Origin of the sequence: Janthinobacterium aestuarii (assembly GCF_051380835.1) — a bacterium.
Lineage (GTDB): Bacteria > Pseudomonadota > Gammaproteobacteria > Burkholderiales > Burkholderiaceae_D > Janthinobacterium > Janthinobacterium aestuarii.
The window spans coordinates 13,240-26,414 of the sequence record NZ_JBNYXU010000009.1; the positions used below are offsets into that span (position 1 = coordinate 13,240).

General features: G+C 62.3%; 13 protein-coding genes. 6 read left to right on the forward strand and 7 right to left on the reverse strand.

The window, feature by feature from the left end:
* Nucleotides 1-67: 67 nt before the first annotated feature.
* A complete protein-coding gene (locus tag ACQ4WO_RS21595; protein WP_436483199.1) occupies nucleotides 68-1,213 on the reverse strand; it encodes a hypothetical protein in 1,146 nt (381 codons plus the stop codon).
* 206 nt (nucleotides 1,214-1,419) lie between these two features.
* Between ACQ4WO_RS21595 and ACQ4WO_RS21600 the strand changes: the two genes are divergently transcribed.
* The 6 genes from ACQ4WO_RS21600 to yacG all read left to right on the forward strand — a co-directional run bounded on the left by ACQ4WO_RS21600 (nucleotide 1,420) and on the right by yacG (nucleotide 6,847).
* The gene (locus tag ACQ4WO_RS21600; protein WP_436483200.1) at nucleotides 1,420-2,892 is read left to right on the forward strand and encodes a DHA2 family efflux MFS transporter permease subunit; all 1,473 of its coding nucleotides are present in this window, start codon (nucleotides 1,420-1,422) and stop codon (nucleotides 2,890-2,892) included.
* A 73-nt stretch (nucleotides 2,893-2,965) separates the two neighbouring features.
* Complete coding sequence (locus ACQ4WO_RS21605; RefSeq protein ID WP_436483201.1) at nucleotides 2,966-4,162, forward strand: type II secretion system F family protein; 1,197 nt, start codon at nucleotides 2,966-2,968, stop codon at nucleotides 4,160-4,162.
* 106 nt (nucleotides 4,163-4,268) lie between these two features.
* Complete coding sequence (locus ACQ4WO_RS21610) at nucleotides 4,269-5,138, forward strand: prepilin peptidase (protein ID WP_436483202.1); 870 nt, start codon at nucleotides 4,269-4,271, stop codon at nucleotides 5,136-5,138.
* A gap of 33 nt (nucleotides 5,139-5,171) precedes the next feature.
* Nucleotides 5,172-5,819, forward strand: a complete 648-nt coding sequence (gene coaE / locus ACQ4WO_RS21615; RefSeq protein ID WP_436483203.1) for a dephospho-CoA kinase — start codon at nucleotides 5,172-5,174, stop codon at nucleotides 5,817-5,819.
* Between the two features lie 62 nt (nucleotides 5,820-5,881).
* Entirely contained in the window at nucleotides 5,882-6,637 is a 756-nt protein-coding gene (zapD, locus tag ACQ4WO_RS21620) for a cell division protein ZapD (protein ID WP_034748811.1), read from the forward strand.
* Between the two features lie 18 nt (nucleotides 6,638-6,655).
* Entirely contained in the window at nucleotides 6,656-6,847 is a 192-nt protein-coding gene (yacG, locus tag ACQ4WO_RS21625) for a DNA gyrase inhibitor YacG (RefSeq protein ID WP_128141371.1), read from the forward strand.
* 3 nt (nucleotides 6,848-6,850) lie between these two features.
* On the opposite strand, the gene ACQ4WO_RS21630 is transcribed toward yacG, so the two are convergent.
* From ACQ4WO_RS21630 to secA, 6 genes are all read right to left on the reverse strand, one after another.
* Nucleotides 6,851-7,267 carry a PIN domain-containing protein gene (locus ACQ4WO_RS21630; protein WP_436483204.1) on the reverse strand — a complete coding sequence of 139 codons (417 nt, stop codon included), beginning with the start codon at nucleotides 7,265-7,267 and terminating at the stop codon, nucleotides 6,851-6,853.
* A gap of 6 nt (nucleotides 7,268-7,273) precedes the next feature.
* Nucleotides 7,274-7,483 (reverse strand): FitA-like ribbon-helix-helix domain-containing protein, encoded by a 210-nt coding sequence (locus tag ACQ4WO_RS21635; RefSeq protein ID WP_436483205.1) that lies wholly within the window; start codon nucleotides 7,481-7,483, stop codon nucleotides 7,274-7,276.
* Between the two features lie 120 nt (nucleotides 7,484-7,603).
* Nucleotides 7,604-8,026 (reverse strand): NUDIX domain-containing protein, encoded by a 423-nt coding sequence (locus ACQ4WO_RS21640; RefSeq protein WP_436483206.1) that lies wholly within the window; start codon nucleotides 8,024-8,026, stop codon nucleotides 7,604-7,606.
* Nucleotides 8,023-8,904 (reverse strand): ATP-binding protein, encoded by an 882-nt coding sequence (locus tag ACQ4WO_RS21645; protein ID WP_436483207.1) that lies wholly within the window; start codon nucleotides 8,902-8,904, stop codon nucleotides 8,023-8,025. The genes ACQ4WO_RS21640 and ACQ4WO_RS21645 overlap by 4 nt, the downstream gene beginning before the upstream one ends.
* Nucleotides 8,901-10,139 (reverse strand): bifunctional glutamate N-acetyltransferase/amino-acid acetyltransferase ArgJ, encoded by a 1,239-nt coding sequence (gene argJ, locus ACQ4WO_RS21650; RefSeq protein ID WP_436483208.1) that lies wholly within the window; start codon nucleotides 10,137-10,139, stop codon nucleotides 8,901-8,903. The genes ACQ4WO_RS21645 and argJ overlap by 4 nt, the downstream gene beginning before the upstream one ends.
* 154 nt (nucleotides 10,140-10,293) lie before the next feature.
* Entirely contained in the window at nucleotides 10,294-13,062 is a 2,769-nt protein-coding gene (secA, locus tag ACQ4WO_RS21655; RefSeq protein ID WP_436483209.1) for a preprotein translocase subunit SecA, read from the reverse strand.
* Between the last annotated feature and the right edge of the window lie 113 nt (nucleotides 13,063-13,175).

Below are 13,175 nucleotides of genomic sequence, written 5' to 3' on the forward strand. Positions count from 1 at the left end.
TCGGGTTACGCCGTACCGGCTAACCCGACCTACTCACACTACTCACACAGGCACGTGGCGGCACCTTTTAATTTTTCAAACATGTGCCCATATACGAGCGGTCGGTCGAAAATTCGACCGCCATGCTCGACGACACCGGCATGAACATCGAATAATCCGCCGGCACGTCGGCCGGGTCCTTGAACACGGCGATGCCATCGAAATCGACGGCCTGCGCGCCCAGGCCCAGCTTGTTGATCGTGATCGTTTCGGCATGCGTCTTGCCGGCGGTATTGTTGGTGATGGTGGCGGTGCTGCCGGCCACCACGATCTTCGCGCTGATGCCCGGCGCCGCGCAGGCGTAGCTGCCGGCGATTTCGGCGCCGATCTTTTGCTGTTTGGCGGCCACGATGGTGCCCACGCGCAGCACGTTCTGCTGATTGCGGCTGTAGCGGTCGATGAACAGCGCCAGCCCCCGGTCCCCGGCGTGCGCGTGGACGATGCCGAAGTCCTGGTTACCCTGGCGGGCAATGATCAGGCCACGCGTCGCGTCACGAACCAGGATCAGGCTGGCATTTTCCGCTTCCAGTTGCGGCGATACCGCGGAGCACACGCCTTGCGCATTGAACACGCCGCCATTGCACAGTTGCGCGCTGCCATCGGCCGCCACCTTGAGGCTGCCTTTCGGATTGAAACGGTCGCCGCCATTCGATGCATTGCGCATGGCGCCCAGGAAGATATAGTTGCCGGCCAGCTTGGCCACGTCCGTGACGGCATAGCCGGTGCCGCTGACGTTGGAATTCATGTTGCCCAGTTTCACGGTCCCCGTCAGCAGGCGCGTACGCGCGTCGACGGTGACGCTGAAATCCGTTGCCGTGTAGGTGGTGAGATGGCCGGTGGTGACAGCGCTGAACGTGCCGCTGCGGTCGCTCAAGCCGAACTGCGTCGACAGGACGCGGATGGCGTAGGTTTTCTTCGCGCTATCGAACGTGATGCGCCACGTGTCGCCGATATCGGCGGCCATGTCATACACCGTCTCGTCCCCGTTGGCGCCGGCGATCACGGTCAGGCCAGCCTGGGCCGCGACCGCTTGCGAGGCGACCGTCACTGGGTCGGCGACGGGTGTGACCACGACGGGCGGCGTGACCGGTGCTGCCGGCGTGCCGCCGTCGCTGCCGCCACCGCATGCGGACAGGGCCGCGCCGAGGACAAGGAAGGTAAGTGCATTTTTCATGTGGTGTGACTTTCGGGGAAATAGAGAGGGAACTGCCTGAAAACACATGCTAGTCGTGCCCGCAATCTATTGCCATGGAACAAATGTTCCATGGACGATGTCCCCGGCAAGCTGCCAAAATGAATGGCGCGGGCGGCACGCCTGCGCCATTTATGTGACAATTCGCCCTACTGTCGGCTCCGTTTTTCCTCCTCAGGCTCGCATCCATGACCAGTTCCCCGATTAAAAGCTACCTTCCCTGGGTGGTCGCCACCGCCCTGTTCATGGAGCAACTCGACTCCACCATCGTCAACACCGCCATCCCCGCCATGGCCGCCAGCCTGAACGTGACGCCGCTGAGCCTGAAGGCCGTCGTCACCAGCTATATCCTGAGCCTGGCCGTGTGCATTCCCATCAGCGGCTGGATGGCCGACCGCTTCGGCACGCGGCGCGTGTTTTCCGCCGCCGTTGCCATCTTTACCATCGCTTCCATCCTGTGCGGCCTGTCCGTGAATGCCCCCATGCTGGTGGCCGCGCGCCTGCTGCAAGGGGTGGGCGCGGCCATGATGATGCCGGTGGGAAGGCTCACCATCATCCGCACCTTTCCCAAATCGCAATTGCTGGCGGCCATGAATTTCGTCATCATTCCCGCCCTGATCGGCCCCCTGCTGGGGCCCACGGTGGGCGGGCTGATCGTGCACTGGCTGTCGTGGCGCGAGATCTTCTTCGTCAACGTGCCTGTCGGCCTGGTGGCGCTGTACCTGGCGCACCGCTACATGCCCGATTACTATGGCGACAAGCCCCGTCCGCTGGACCTGATCGGCCTGGTGCTGTTCGGCACGGGCATCGCGCTGCTGTCGTGGCTGCTGGAAATCTTCGGCGAACACCGCATCGACGGCACCTCGTTTGCCGTGCTGCTGTTCATTTCCATCAGCCTGCTGGCCGCGTATGCCTGGCATTCGAGCGAAGTGCTGCACCCGCTGCTGCGCCTGACCTTGTTCAAGATCCGCACCTTCCGCGTCTCCGTGGTGGGCGGCTTCGTCACGCGCCTGGGCGTGGGCGGCCTGCCCTTCCTGTTGCCGCTGCTGTACCAGCTGGGCCTGGGCTTGCCCGCGTGGCAATCGGGCTTGCTGATGATGCCGTCGGCGGCCGCCGCCATGGGCATGAAATTCATTTCCGCGCGCGTGCTGGCCCGATTCGGCTACCGCCAGGTGCTGATCGTCAACACGGTGCTGATCGGCGTCACCATCGCCATGTTTTCGCAGGTAAGTGTGGGCACCCCCCTGTCCGTGATCGTTGCCATCAGCCTGTGCATGGGATTTTTCAATTCGCTGCAGTTTTCCAGCATGAATACCATCGCGTATGCCGACGTCGACAAGGCTGACTCCAGCATGGCCAGCACCATCGCCAGCTCGATGCAGCAATTGTCGATGAGCTTTGGCCTCGCCTTCGGTTCGCTGATCACGGGCTGGTACCTGGGCGACATGCCGCAGTCGGACCGCGCCATGCTCAGCACGGCGCTGCACCACGCCTTCCTGACCCTGGCCGCCCTGACGGTGCTGTCCTCGCTGACGTTCTGGACCTTGCGCCGCGACGATGGCGAAAGCATCAGCAAGGGCACGGATAGCGACGAGGAAGACGCGGCCGACGTGAAGGCCCAGGCCGTTGTGCAGACGGAAGTGCAAACCAAGAAAGGCTGAGCCACATCAAGCTTGCCGCCGGCGCCGCTGGTGCTTTTGCCCGGCGCTGCTACCGTGACGGCAGGAGGTGCACATGGCGGCCGAGCGGCGCTTTGCGTGGAAGGGCACGGACCGCCATGGCAAGGCGGTCGATGGCGTCTTGCGCGCGGCCGACGCCACCACGGCCAAGGCCGCGCTCAGACGCCAGGGCATCCTTGCCAGCAAGGTAAAAGCCCCGCGCGCCGCGCCCGGAAAGGCCATCACACGCAAGGATATCGCCCTGTTCACGCGCCAGCTATCGACCATGATGGCCGCCGGCGTTCCGCTGCTGCACGCCTTCGACATCGCCGGCAAGGGGCACGCCAAACCGGCAGTCACGGAGCTGATGCACGACTTGCGCCACGACATCGAAGCGGGCAGCAGCCTGCAGCAGGCATTCCGCCAGTTCCCGCTGCTGTTTGACGAACTGTATTGCAACCTGCTGGCGGCGGGCGAACAGGCGGGCATCGTGCAGGAATTGCTGGCGCGCCTGGCCACGCACCAGGAAAAGGCCATCGCCCTGCGGCGGCAGGTGCGCGGTGCGCTGATGTATCCGCTGGTCATCGTGCTCGTCGCCATCGTCGTCACGGCCATCATCATGAGTGTGGTCGTGCCCGCGTTCCGCCAGGTCTTCGACAGCTTCGGCGCGCCCTTGCCGCTGCCCACCCTCGTCGTCATGGGCGTGTCCGCCTTCCTCGTGCATTACTGGCTGGCCTTGCTGGTGGCGCTCGTGTTCGCTTGTGTGCTGCTGCACCTGGCCTGGCGCCGCTGGCCCGCCTTGCGGCGCAACTTGCAACTGCGGGCATTGCAGCTACCCGTGTTTGGCCCGCTTCTGCGCAAGGCGGCGATCGCCCGCTGGACGCGCACCCTGGCCGCCATGTTCGCCGCCGGCGTGCCGCTGCTCGACTCGCTCGGTCTGGTGGGCGCCGCCTCCGGCCACGCGCTGTACCAGGAAGCGACAACGCGCATCGAGCGTGAAATCCGCGCCGGCGGCAGCCTGGCCCTGGCCATGGAACACAGCGCCGTGTTTCCTCCGCTGCTGACGCAACTGGCCCTCATCGGCGAGGAATCGGGCGCCCTCGACGCCATGCTGTCGCGCGCGGCCGACATCATCGAGGCCGAGATCGACGTCACCGTGACCACGCTCTCGGCCCTGCTGGAACCGGCGCTGATGGTGGTGCTGGGCGTACTCGTCGGTTCCCTCGTGATCGCCTTGTATTTGCCGATTTTCAAGCTCGGGGCCGTGATTTGACCGTTCGTCCTGCGCAAAACGTCCCCATGCACCGGCAGATGTTTTACACTGCGGCAGTGCCAGGCAATGTTTGCGCGGCAACATCATCACATCAGACAACTCCACCATGCTGCAAGATACCCTGCTGTTCGCCGCGTCCGGCAACCTGCCCGTCACCCTCGCCGCCGCCCTGTTCGGCCTGATCGTCGGCAGCTTCCTCAACGTGGTGATCCACCGCGTGCCGAAAATGATGCAGCGCGAATCCGATAATTACGTGGCGGAAGAAAACGGCTTGCCCTTGCCGCACACGGACCGCTACAACCTGATGCTGCCGCACTCGAACTGCACCGCCTGCGGCCACCGCATCACGGCCATGGAAAACATCCCCGTCATCAGCTACCTGCTTCTGCGTGGCAAGTGCAGCGCCTGCAAGGTGCCGATCTCCGTGCGCTACCCGCTCGTCGAGCTGCTGACGGGTGCGCTGTCGGCCCTCTTGATCTGGCACTTCGGCAGCGGCTGGACGGGTCTCGCCACGCTCCTGTTTGCGTATTTGCTGATCGCCATGACCTTCATCGATGCCGATACGCAAATGCTGCCGGACGACCTCACCTTCCCCCTGCTGTGGGCAGGACTGCTGGTCAATATCAACGGCACTTTCGTGCCCCTGCAAGAGGCCGTCATCGGCGCGGCCGCCGGCTACCTGGCCTTGTGGGCCGTGTACTGGGCCTTCAAGCTGGCGACAGGCAAGGAGGGAATGGGCTATGGTGACTTCAAATTGCTGGCGGCGCTCGGTGCTTGGCTGGGCTGGGCCATGCTGCCGACGATCATCCTGTTGTCGTCGCTGGTCGGCGCCCTAGTCGGCATCGGCCTGATCGTGTTTGCCAAGCGCGGGCGCGACAAACCGATTCCGTTCGGCCCCTACCTTGCGGCGGCGGGCCTGATCGCGCTGCTGTACGGCGCGCCCCTGTCGCGGCTTACACTGGGCCTGACCGGCTGACCGGCGCTGCACTGCGCCCCTATGGATAAATACATGCAACGACAAAACGCCCCTTATTTCAGCGTCGGTCTCACCGGCGGCATCGGTTGCGGCAAGAGCACGGTGGCCGACATGTTCGCCGCGCGCGGCGCCTCCATCGTCGACACCGACCAGATCGCCCACAGCCTGACGGCGCCCAACGGTGCGGCCATGCCAGCCCTGGTGGCGGAATTTGGCGCCGGCTACGCCGATGCGCGCGGCGCCCTCGACCGCACCAAAATGCGCAACCTTGTGTTTTCCGACGCTGCCGCCAAGGCGAAACTGGAAGCCATCCTGCACCCGCGTATCCGCCAGGCCACCCTGGCGGCGGCCGAAGCAGCGACGGGCAGCTATGTGATCTTTGCCGTTCCCCTGTTGGTCGAGTCCGGCGGCTGGGTGGAGCGGGTCAACCGGGTACTGGTCATCGATTGCCTGGAAAGCCTGCAAGTGTCGCGCGTGATGGCGCGCAATGGCTTATCGGAAGAACAAGTCAAAGCCATCATGGCCACGCAGGCCACGCGCGCCATGCGCCTGGCGGCGGCGGACGATGTGATCGACAACAACGGCGATTTGGCCGCCCTGGCACCGCAGATTGCCCAGTTGCACGATTTATATCTGGCATTTTCAAAAAGAATGGCTGGAATGGCCCCGCAACGTTTGTAATTTGTCGACGCTTGGTTCAAAATCACGGGATTGTTTGCAGGTCCTTACTTAAGGGAATTATTTTGATTGTCTACGAATACCCTTTCAACGAACGCATACGTACCTTGTTGCGGCTGGAAGACCTGTACGACAAATTCAAGTTCTTCATCCAGCAAGAGCATGCAATGCAGCACCATGTTGCCTTGGCAACTATTTTCGATATGCTCGAAGTGGCCGGCCGCGCCGACCTGAAGTCCGACCTGCTGCAAGAACTCGAGCGCCAGCGCCAGAGCCTGCTCGGTTACCGCAGCAATCCGAACGTGGAACCGGAAACTCTCGACGCCATCCTCGGTGAACTCGACAGTGTCAGCGGCGCCCTGGTGGCGGCGCAAGGCAAGACGGGACAGAATATCCGCGACAATGAATGGCTGATGAGCATCCGCGGCCGCACCATCATCCCGGGCGGCGCCTGCGAATTCGACTTGCCGTCCTACTTTGCCTGGCAAAAACGCAGCTCCGAGCAGCGCCTGACCGATATCCACGCCTGGTTCGCCCCGCTAGCACCCCTGTTCGATGCGCTGGCCCTCGTCTTGCGCCTGCTGCGCGATTCCGGCGGCCCCGTTAAACTGATCGCCAATGGCGGCAGCTACCAGCAAATGCTGCAAGGCAAGGTGTACCAGATGCTGCGCCTGAGCCTCGATGAAAACAGCGGCGCCATCCCGGAAATTTCCGCCAACAAATACATGCTGTGGGTACGCTTCACTACCCAAGGCGGCGACTTGAAACCCAAGCCGCTGGAAGAAGATGTCCCGTTCGAGCTCACGCTCTGTAATTTTTAACCGTTACTTATTTGCCCCATCATGACCGTCGTTAACTGCCCTACCTGTGCCGCCAAAGTCGAATGGACTGAAGCCAATAAATTCCGCCCCTTCTGCTCGGAACGCTGCAAACAGATCGACCTGGGTGCCTGGGCCGAAGAAAAATACACGATCCCCGCCGCCGACCCGTTCGAAGACCCATTGGCCGACGAGAACAACAAACCCCAATAAGTATCAGGCAAACGGATTTTCCAGGCGCAGCCCCTGCGCCGCGAAACTGTCGAGCCTGCCACTGACCACCGTCAAACCATAGGCGATGCCCATCGCCGCGATCTGCCCATCGACGCCATGCGCGTGACCATGCAGGCGCGCGCACACGAGGGCGCAATCGAGATCGAATTCCAGCAGCCGCGGCGCATACTCCGCCAGCACGGCTTCCAGCCAGCCTTCCAGCGCCAGTGCTTCCAGCGCCGCTTCGCGCCGCCAGCTGCGCTGTATGCCTGCGCGCAATTGCGCGATCACCTGCACCGGCACATAACGCGCCTCGGGCGCCACCCGCCCGAAAAAATCGGCCACGCCCGCCGGCGCGGCATTCCCCTTGCGCGCTGCAACGATCACATCCGTGTCGACCAGATAGGCGGGCATAGGCATGGCGCATCAGGGGCGGCGCTCGAAATCCACGTCCAGCCCCACGTCGGGCATGCTGCGCAAAATATCGTCGAGCGGACGCTTCGGCAGGGGCCGCAAGGCGTTGCGCAAGATGTCGCGGTGCTCGTCCTCGATGCTGCGCCCATGCGCGCGGGCACGCTTGTGCAAAGCGGCAATCAGCAATTCATCGGTATCGGTAAAGGTCAATGTCAGCGGCATGCGAAACTCCCCGGTGCGTGATGAAAGCACTGTAGCGCAAAGCGCCGACTATACAAGGAGAGTCACAGGAAAACTTGCGCCAGCACGCAGCATGGTGCTGCACGCTGGCACAAGTGGGGATCAGGCAGGCGCCAGCGATTCCCGGCGCACCTCATCTAACCATTCCAGCAGAGGAATGGTGGCCGGCAGCAAGGGTTCCACGCCGACCGTGCCCAGCCAGGCGAACGCCTGCCCTTCCAGGCTTTGCGGCTCGCCCCGCCATTCGCGGCTGATATAGAAATGCAGGCGCACATGGGCGTGCGGATACACATATTCGACGCCGCACCAGGCTTCGGCACTGTCGATATGCAAGCCCAGTTCCTCGACAAACTCGCGTTTCAAGGCATCAAAAATGGCTTCGCCAGGCTCGACTTTACCGCCAGGAAATTCCCAATAGCCGTCATACGGCTTGCCGGCCGGGCGCTGGCCCAGCAACACGTCGCCATTCGGCTTCATCAGGATGCCGACGGCGACGTCGACCGGTTTGATTTTCACTTCGCTCATTGCGGCAACTTTCCCGCAGGAAGTTTCCCCGCATGGTCGCGCGCGAATTGCCAGGCCACCCGGCCCGAGCGGGAACCGCGCTGCAAGGCCCAGCGCAGAGCGTCGCCGCGCGCTGCCGCGATCTGTTCCGGCGTGCAGCCGAACGAAGCGAGCCAGTGCGCCGCGATATCGAGGTAATCGTCCTGCTTGAACGGGTAGAACGACAGCCACAGGCCGAAGCGTTCGGACAGCGAGATTTTCTCTTCCACCGTCTCGCCCGGATGCAGATCGCCATCGTCGTCCGTCTTGTAGCTCGTGTTGTCCGACATCCGTTCCGGCATCAGGTGACGGCGGTTCGAGGTGGCGTAGATCAGCACATTATCCGATTGCGCGGCGATGCTGCCGTCGAGCGCCACTTTCAGCGCCTTGTAGCCGCTCTCGCCCTCTTCGAACGACAGGTCGTCGCAAAAGATGATGAAGCGCTCGGGGCGCGCCGCCACCAGGTCGACGATGTCGGGCAGGTCGGCCAGGTCCGCCTTGTCCACTTCGATCAGACGCAAACCTTGATCGGCGAACTGGTTCAAACAGGCCTTGATCAGCGACGACTTGCCCGTGCCGCGCGCGCCCGTCAGCAGCACGTTGTTGGCTGGACGGTTGCTGACGAACTGATGCGTGTTCTGCTCGATCTGCGCTTTTTGCGTGCCAATATTGTGCAAATCATCCAAGGCGATGGACGACACATGGGCCACGGCCTGCAAATAAGGAAGCGCGCCCTGGCGCCGGCGCCAGCGGAAAGCAAAGCTGTTCCAGTCGGTTGCCGGCAAGGCCGGCGGCAAGATCGACTCGAGGCGCGCCAGTACCCGCTCGGCGCGGATCAGGAATTGATCGAGGCCGGTCATGAGCGGTAGTCGGCGTTAATCGACACGTAGTCATGCGACAGGTCGCACGTCCACAGGGTGGCCGTGGCATCGCCGCGCGCCAGCTTGACGCGGATGGTGATTTCGCTTTGCTGCATCACGCGCTGGCCATCCTGTTCCTGGTAGTCGGGGTTGCGGCCGCCATTCTTGGCCACCCACACGTCGTCCAGGTACAGGTTCAACTGGCCCACGTCCAGATCGTCCACGCCCGCATAGCCGATGGCGGCCAGGATGCGGCCCAGGTTCGGATCGGAGGCGAAGAAGGCCGTTTTCACCAGCGGCGAATGGGCGATGGAGTAGGCGATCTTGCGGCACTCTTCCACGTTGCGGCCGTCTTCCACGGTCACGGTCATGAACTTGGTCGCGCCTTCGCCGTCGCGCACGATGGCTTGTGCCAGGAAGGTCGACAGTTCGGTCACGGCCGCGGCCAGTGCCGCATAGTGCGGCGAATCGATGGAATCGATGACCAGGCTGCCGGCGCCCGTGGCCACCAGCATGAACGAGTCATTGGTGGACGTGTCGCCGTCGATGGTGATGCAGTTGAACGATTTGTCGGCCGCCTGCTTCACCAGCTGGTCCAGCACCGGTTGCGCCACGGTGGCGTCAAACGCGAGGAAACCGAGCATGGTGGCCATGTTCGGCTTGATCATGCCGGCGCCCTTGCTGATGCCCGTCAGGGTCACCGCGTGGCCACCGATGGTGACCGTGCGCGAACCGGCTTTCGGCTGCGTGTCGGTGGTCATGATGGCTTCAGCGGCCGAGAACCAGTTGTCCGAGGTCAGCGCGGCCACGGCTTGCGGCAAGCCGGCGACCAGGCGCTGCACGGGCAAGGGTTCCAGGATCACGCCCGTGGAAAACGGCAGGATTTGCTGCGGCGTGCAGCCCAGCAGTTCGGCCAGCGCGGCGCAGCTGGCCTGCGCGTCGGCCAGGCCCGATTCGCCCGTGCCCGCATTCGCGTTGCCCGTGTTGACCAGCAGCGCGCGGATCGGCGCGGCGCCGGCCGTCACGGCCGCCAGGTTGGCTTTCGAGATTTGCACGGGCGCGGCGCAGAAGCGGTTCAAGGTGAACACGCCGGCCACGGTGGCCGTCGGCGCCAGTTTCAATACCAGCAAATCCTTGCGGTTGGGTTTCTTGATGCCGGCTTCGGCAACACCGATTTCAATGCCGGCGACGGCTTTCAAGTCGGCGGCGATGGGCTTGGGAGAATTGACGGCCATGGTGAGTTCTTCTGCGAGGGAAAATGGAAGCGCTATTGTAGCGCCTTCGCGGCGCCGGTGAACATGCAAGCCCACACATGCGCGCCCATCAGTTGAAAAGGCATAAAAAAACGGAGACCGCGGTCTCCGTTTTTGCTCAAGCTGTCAAACCGCCTTATGCCAGCTTGCCGTGGCAAGCTTTGTATTTTTTACCGCTGCCGCATGGGCACGGATCGTTGCGGCCCACTTTGACGCCCATGCTCACGCTCATGTCGTCGACGTTGTCCATGTTGCCGCCGGCCGCAGGTGCCAGCAGTTCTTCCGGCGCCGCATTCGGGTCGAATTCGGCGTGCTGGTAGTGCACGTTTTCCACGTGCGACTGCTGCATCGCCTGTTCGGCGGCATCGACTTCTTCGCGCGACTGGATACGTACCGTCATCACGTGTTTCGTGACGTCGTTCTTGATCATGTCGAGCATCTGGCCAAACAGTTCAAACGCTTCGCGCTTGTATTCCTGTTTCGGGTTCTTCTGCGCATAGCCGCGCAGGTGAATACCCTGGCGCAGGTGATCGAGTGCCGCCAGGTGTTCGCGCCAGTGGCTATCCACGCTTTGCAGCATGACATTGCGCTCGAAGCCGCCAAACGATTCCTTGCCGACGATATCGATCTTCGACTGGTACACGGCATCGGCCGCGGCCAGCACTTTTTCCAGGATCTCTTCGTCCGTCAGGGTCGAATCGGCTTCCAGCAATTGCTGCAGCGGCAAGTCGAGCTGCCATTCGCTGGCCAGGGTGTTTTCCAGGCCCTTGATATCCCACTGCTCTTCCACCGATTCGTGCGGCACGTACTCGTGTACCAGGTCGGTAAACACGCCATGGCGCAGCGAGCCGATCATCTCGGAAATATCGGTCGTCTCCAGCAGCTCGTTGCGCTGCTGGTAGATGACTTTACGCTGGTCGTTGGCGACGTCATCGTATTCCAGCAATTGCTTGCGGATGTCGAAGTTGCGCGCTTCGACCTTGCGCTGGGCCGATTCGATCGAACGCGAGACGATGCCTGCCTCGATCGGTTCGCCTTCCGGCATTTTCAAACGGTCCATCACGGCGCGCACGCGGTCGCCGGCGAAGATGCGCAGCAGCGCGTCGTCGAGCGACAGGTAGAAGCGCGACGAACCCGGATCGCCCTGGCGGCCGGCACGGCCACGCAGCTGATTGTCGACGCGGCGCGATTCGTGGCGTTCGGTGCCGATGATGTGCAAGCCGCCCGCATTGACCACGTGGTCGTGCAGGGATTGCCATTCATCGCGCAAGGTCTGCGACTGGGCTGCCTTGTCGGCATCGCTCAGTTCAGCATTGGCTTCGATGAACTTGATCTGGTTCTCGACGTTACCGCCCAACACGATGTCCGTACCGCGACCGGCCATGTTGGTGGCGATGGTGATGGCTTTCGGACGGCCTGCCTGGGCGATGATTTCCGCTTCGCGCGCATGCTGCTTCGCGTTCAGCACGTTGTGCGGCAAACCGGCCTTGGTCAGGATGCCCGACAGCAGTTCCGAGTTCTCGATCGAGGTCGTACCGACCAGCACGGGCTGGCCGCGCTCGTAGCAGTCGCGGATGTCGTTCAACATCGCGTTGTATTTTTCAGCCGACGATTTGTAGACCTGATCCTGGCGGTCCTTGCGCTGCAACGGACGGTTTTGCGGGATCACGACCGTTTCCAGGCCGTAGATTTCCTGGAATTCGTACGCTTCGGTATCGGCCGTACCGGTCATGCCGGCCAGCTTGGCGTACATGCGGAAGTAGTTCTGGAAGGTGATCGAGGCCAGGGTCTGGTTCTCGTTCTGGATCTTGACGCCTTCTTTCGCTTCGACGGCCTGGTGCAAGCCATCGGACCAGCGGCGGCCCGTCATCAGACGGCCCGTGAATTCATCGACGATCACCACTTCATTGTTTTGCACCACATAGTGCTGATCCTTGAAGTACAGCGCATGCGCGCGCAGGGCCGCATACAGGTGGTGCACGAGGGTGATATTGGCCGAATCGTACAGCGACGCGCCTTCCGGCAGCAGGCCCATTTCCATCAGGATGCCTTCGGCCTTTTCGTGGCCGGCTTCCGTCAGCAGCACCTGGTGCGCTTTTTCATCCTTGGTGTAGTCGCCCGGCACGTCAACCTTGCCTTTGCCGTCCGGCGTTTCTTCGCCGATCTGCAGAGTCAGGCGCGCAGGCACTTCATTGATCTTGTGATACAGGTCCGTATGGTTCTCGGCCTGGCCCGAAATGATCAGCGGCGTACGCGCTTCATCGATCAGGATCGAGTCGACTTCATCGACGATGCCGAAGTTCAGGCTGCGCTGCACGCGTTCGCGCGCTTCGTAGACCATATTGTCGCGCAAGAAGTCGAAACCGAATTCATTGTTCGTGCCATAGGTGATGTCGGAGTTGTACGCCTGCTGCTTGGCGCTGTGCTCCATTTGCGACATGTTTACGCCCGTCGACAGGCCCAGCCATGCATACAGGCGGCCCATGGTCTCGGCATCGCGCTGCGCCAGGTAATCATTGACGGTGACGATATGCACGCCCTTGCCCGACAAGGCATTCAGGTAGGCTGGCAAAGTTGCCATCAGGGTCTTGCCCTCGCCCGTGCCCATCTCCGCGATCTTACCGAAATGCAAGACCATGCCGCCGATCATCTGCACATCGAAATGGCGCATGCGCAGGACGCGCTTGCTGGCCTCGCGGCAGACGGCAAATGCTTCCGGCAACAAGGCATCGAGCGATTCGCCAGCGGCGATGCGTTCCTTGAAGGCAGGCGTCTTCGCTTGCAGCTCGGCATCCGACAGCTTTTCGATGGCCGGCTCGAGCGCATTGATCTCGCGTACCGTTTTTTGGTATTGCTTGAGCAGCCGCTGGTTGCGGCTACCGAAAATCTGGGTCAGTAATGACATGCTTGAATTCTTGAAAAAACGCCGTTAAAAAAAGCTCGGTAGGGAACAACGAGGTAGGTATCGCGTCACCGCACGGAGTTCGACTATGGCAAAAGACGATGATTTTATCATGC

Excerpts from the sequence above, each read along its gene's own strand:
- ACQ4WO_RS21595 (WP_436483199.1), bottom strand. The coding sequence starts at position 1,213 with ATGAAAAATGCACTTACCTTCCTTGTCCTCGGCGCGGCCCTGTCCGCA.
- ACQ4WO_RS21600 (WP_436483200.1), top strand. The coding sequence starts at position 1,420 with ATGACCAGTTCCCCGATTAAAAGCTACCTTCCCTGGGTGGTCGCCACC.
- ACQ4WO_RS21605 (WP_436483201.1), top strand. The coding sequence starts at position 2,966 with ATGGCGGCCGAGCGGCGCTTTGCGTGGAAGGGCACGGACCGCCATGGC.
- ACQ4WO_RS21610 (WP_436483202.1), top strand. The coding sequence starts at position 4,269 with ATGCTGCAAGATACCCTGCTGTTCGCCGCGTCCGGCAACCTGCCCGTC.
- coaE (WP_436483203.1), top strand. The coding sequence starts at position 5,172 with ATGCAACGACAAAACGCCCCTTATTTCAGCGTCGGTCTCACCGGCGGC.
- ACQ4WO_RS21630 (WP_436483204.1), bottom strand. The coding sequence starts at position 7,267 with ATGCCTATGCCCGCCTATCTGGTCGACACGGATGTGATCGTTGCAGCG.
- ACQ4WO_RS21635 (WP_436483205.1), bottom strand. The coding sequence starts at position 7,483 with ATGCCGCTGACATTGACCTTTACCGATACCGATGAATTGCTGATTGCC.
- ACQ4WO_RS21640 (WP_436483206.1), bottom strand. The coding sequence starts at position 8,026 with ATGAGCGAAGTGAAAATCAAACCGGTCGACGTCGCCGTCGGCATCCTG.
- ACQ4WO_RS21645 (WP_436483207.1), bottom strand. The coding sequence starts at position 8,904 with ATGACCGGCCTCGATCAATTCCTGATCCGCGCCGAGCGGGTACTGGCG.
- argJ (WP_436483208.1), bottom strand. The coding sequence starts at position 10,139 with ATGGCCGTCAATTCTCCCAAGCCCATCGCCGCCGACTTGAAAGCCGTC.
- secA (WP_436483209.1), bottom strand. The coding sequence starts at position 13,062 with ATGTCATTACTGACCCAGATTTTCGGTAGCCGCAACCAGCGGCTGCTC.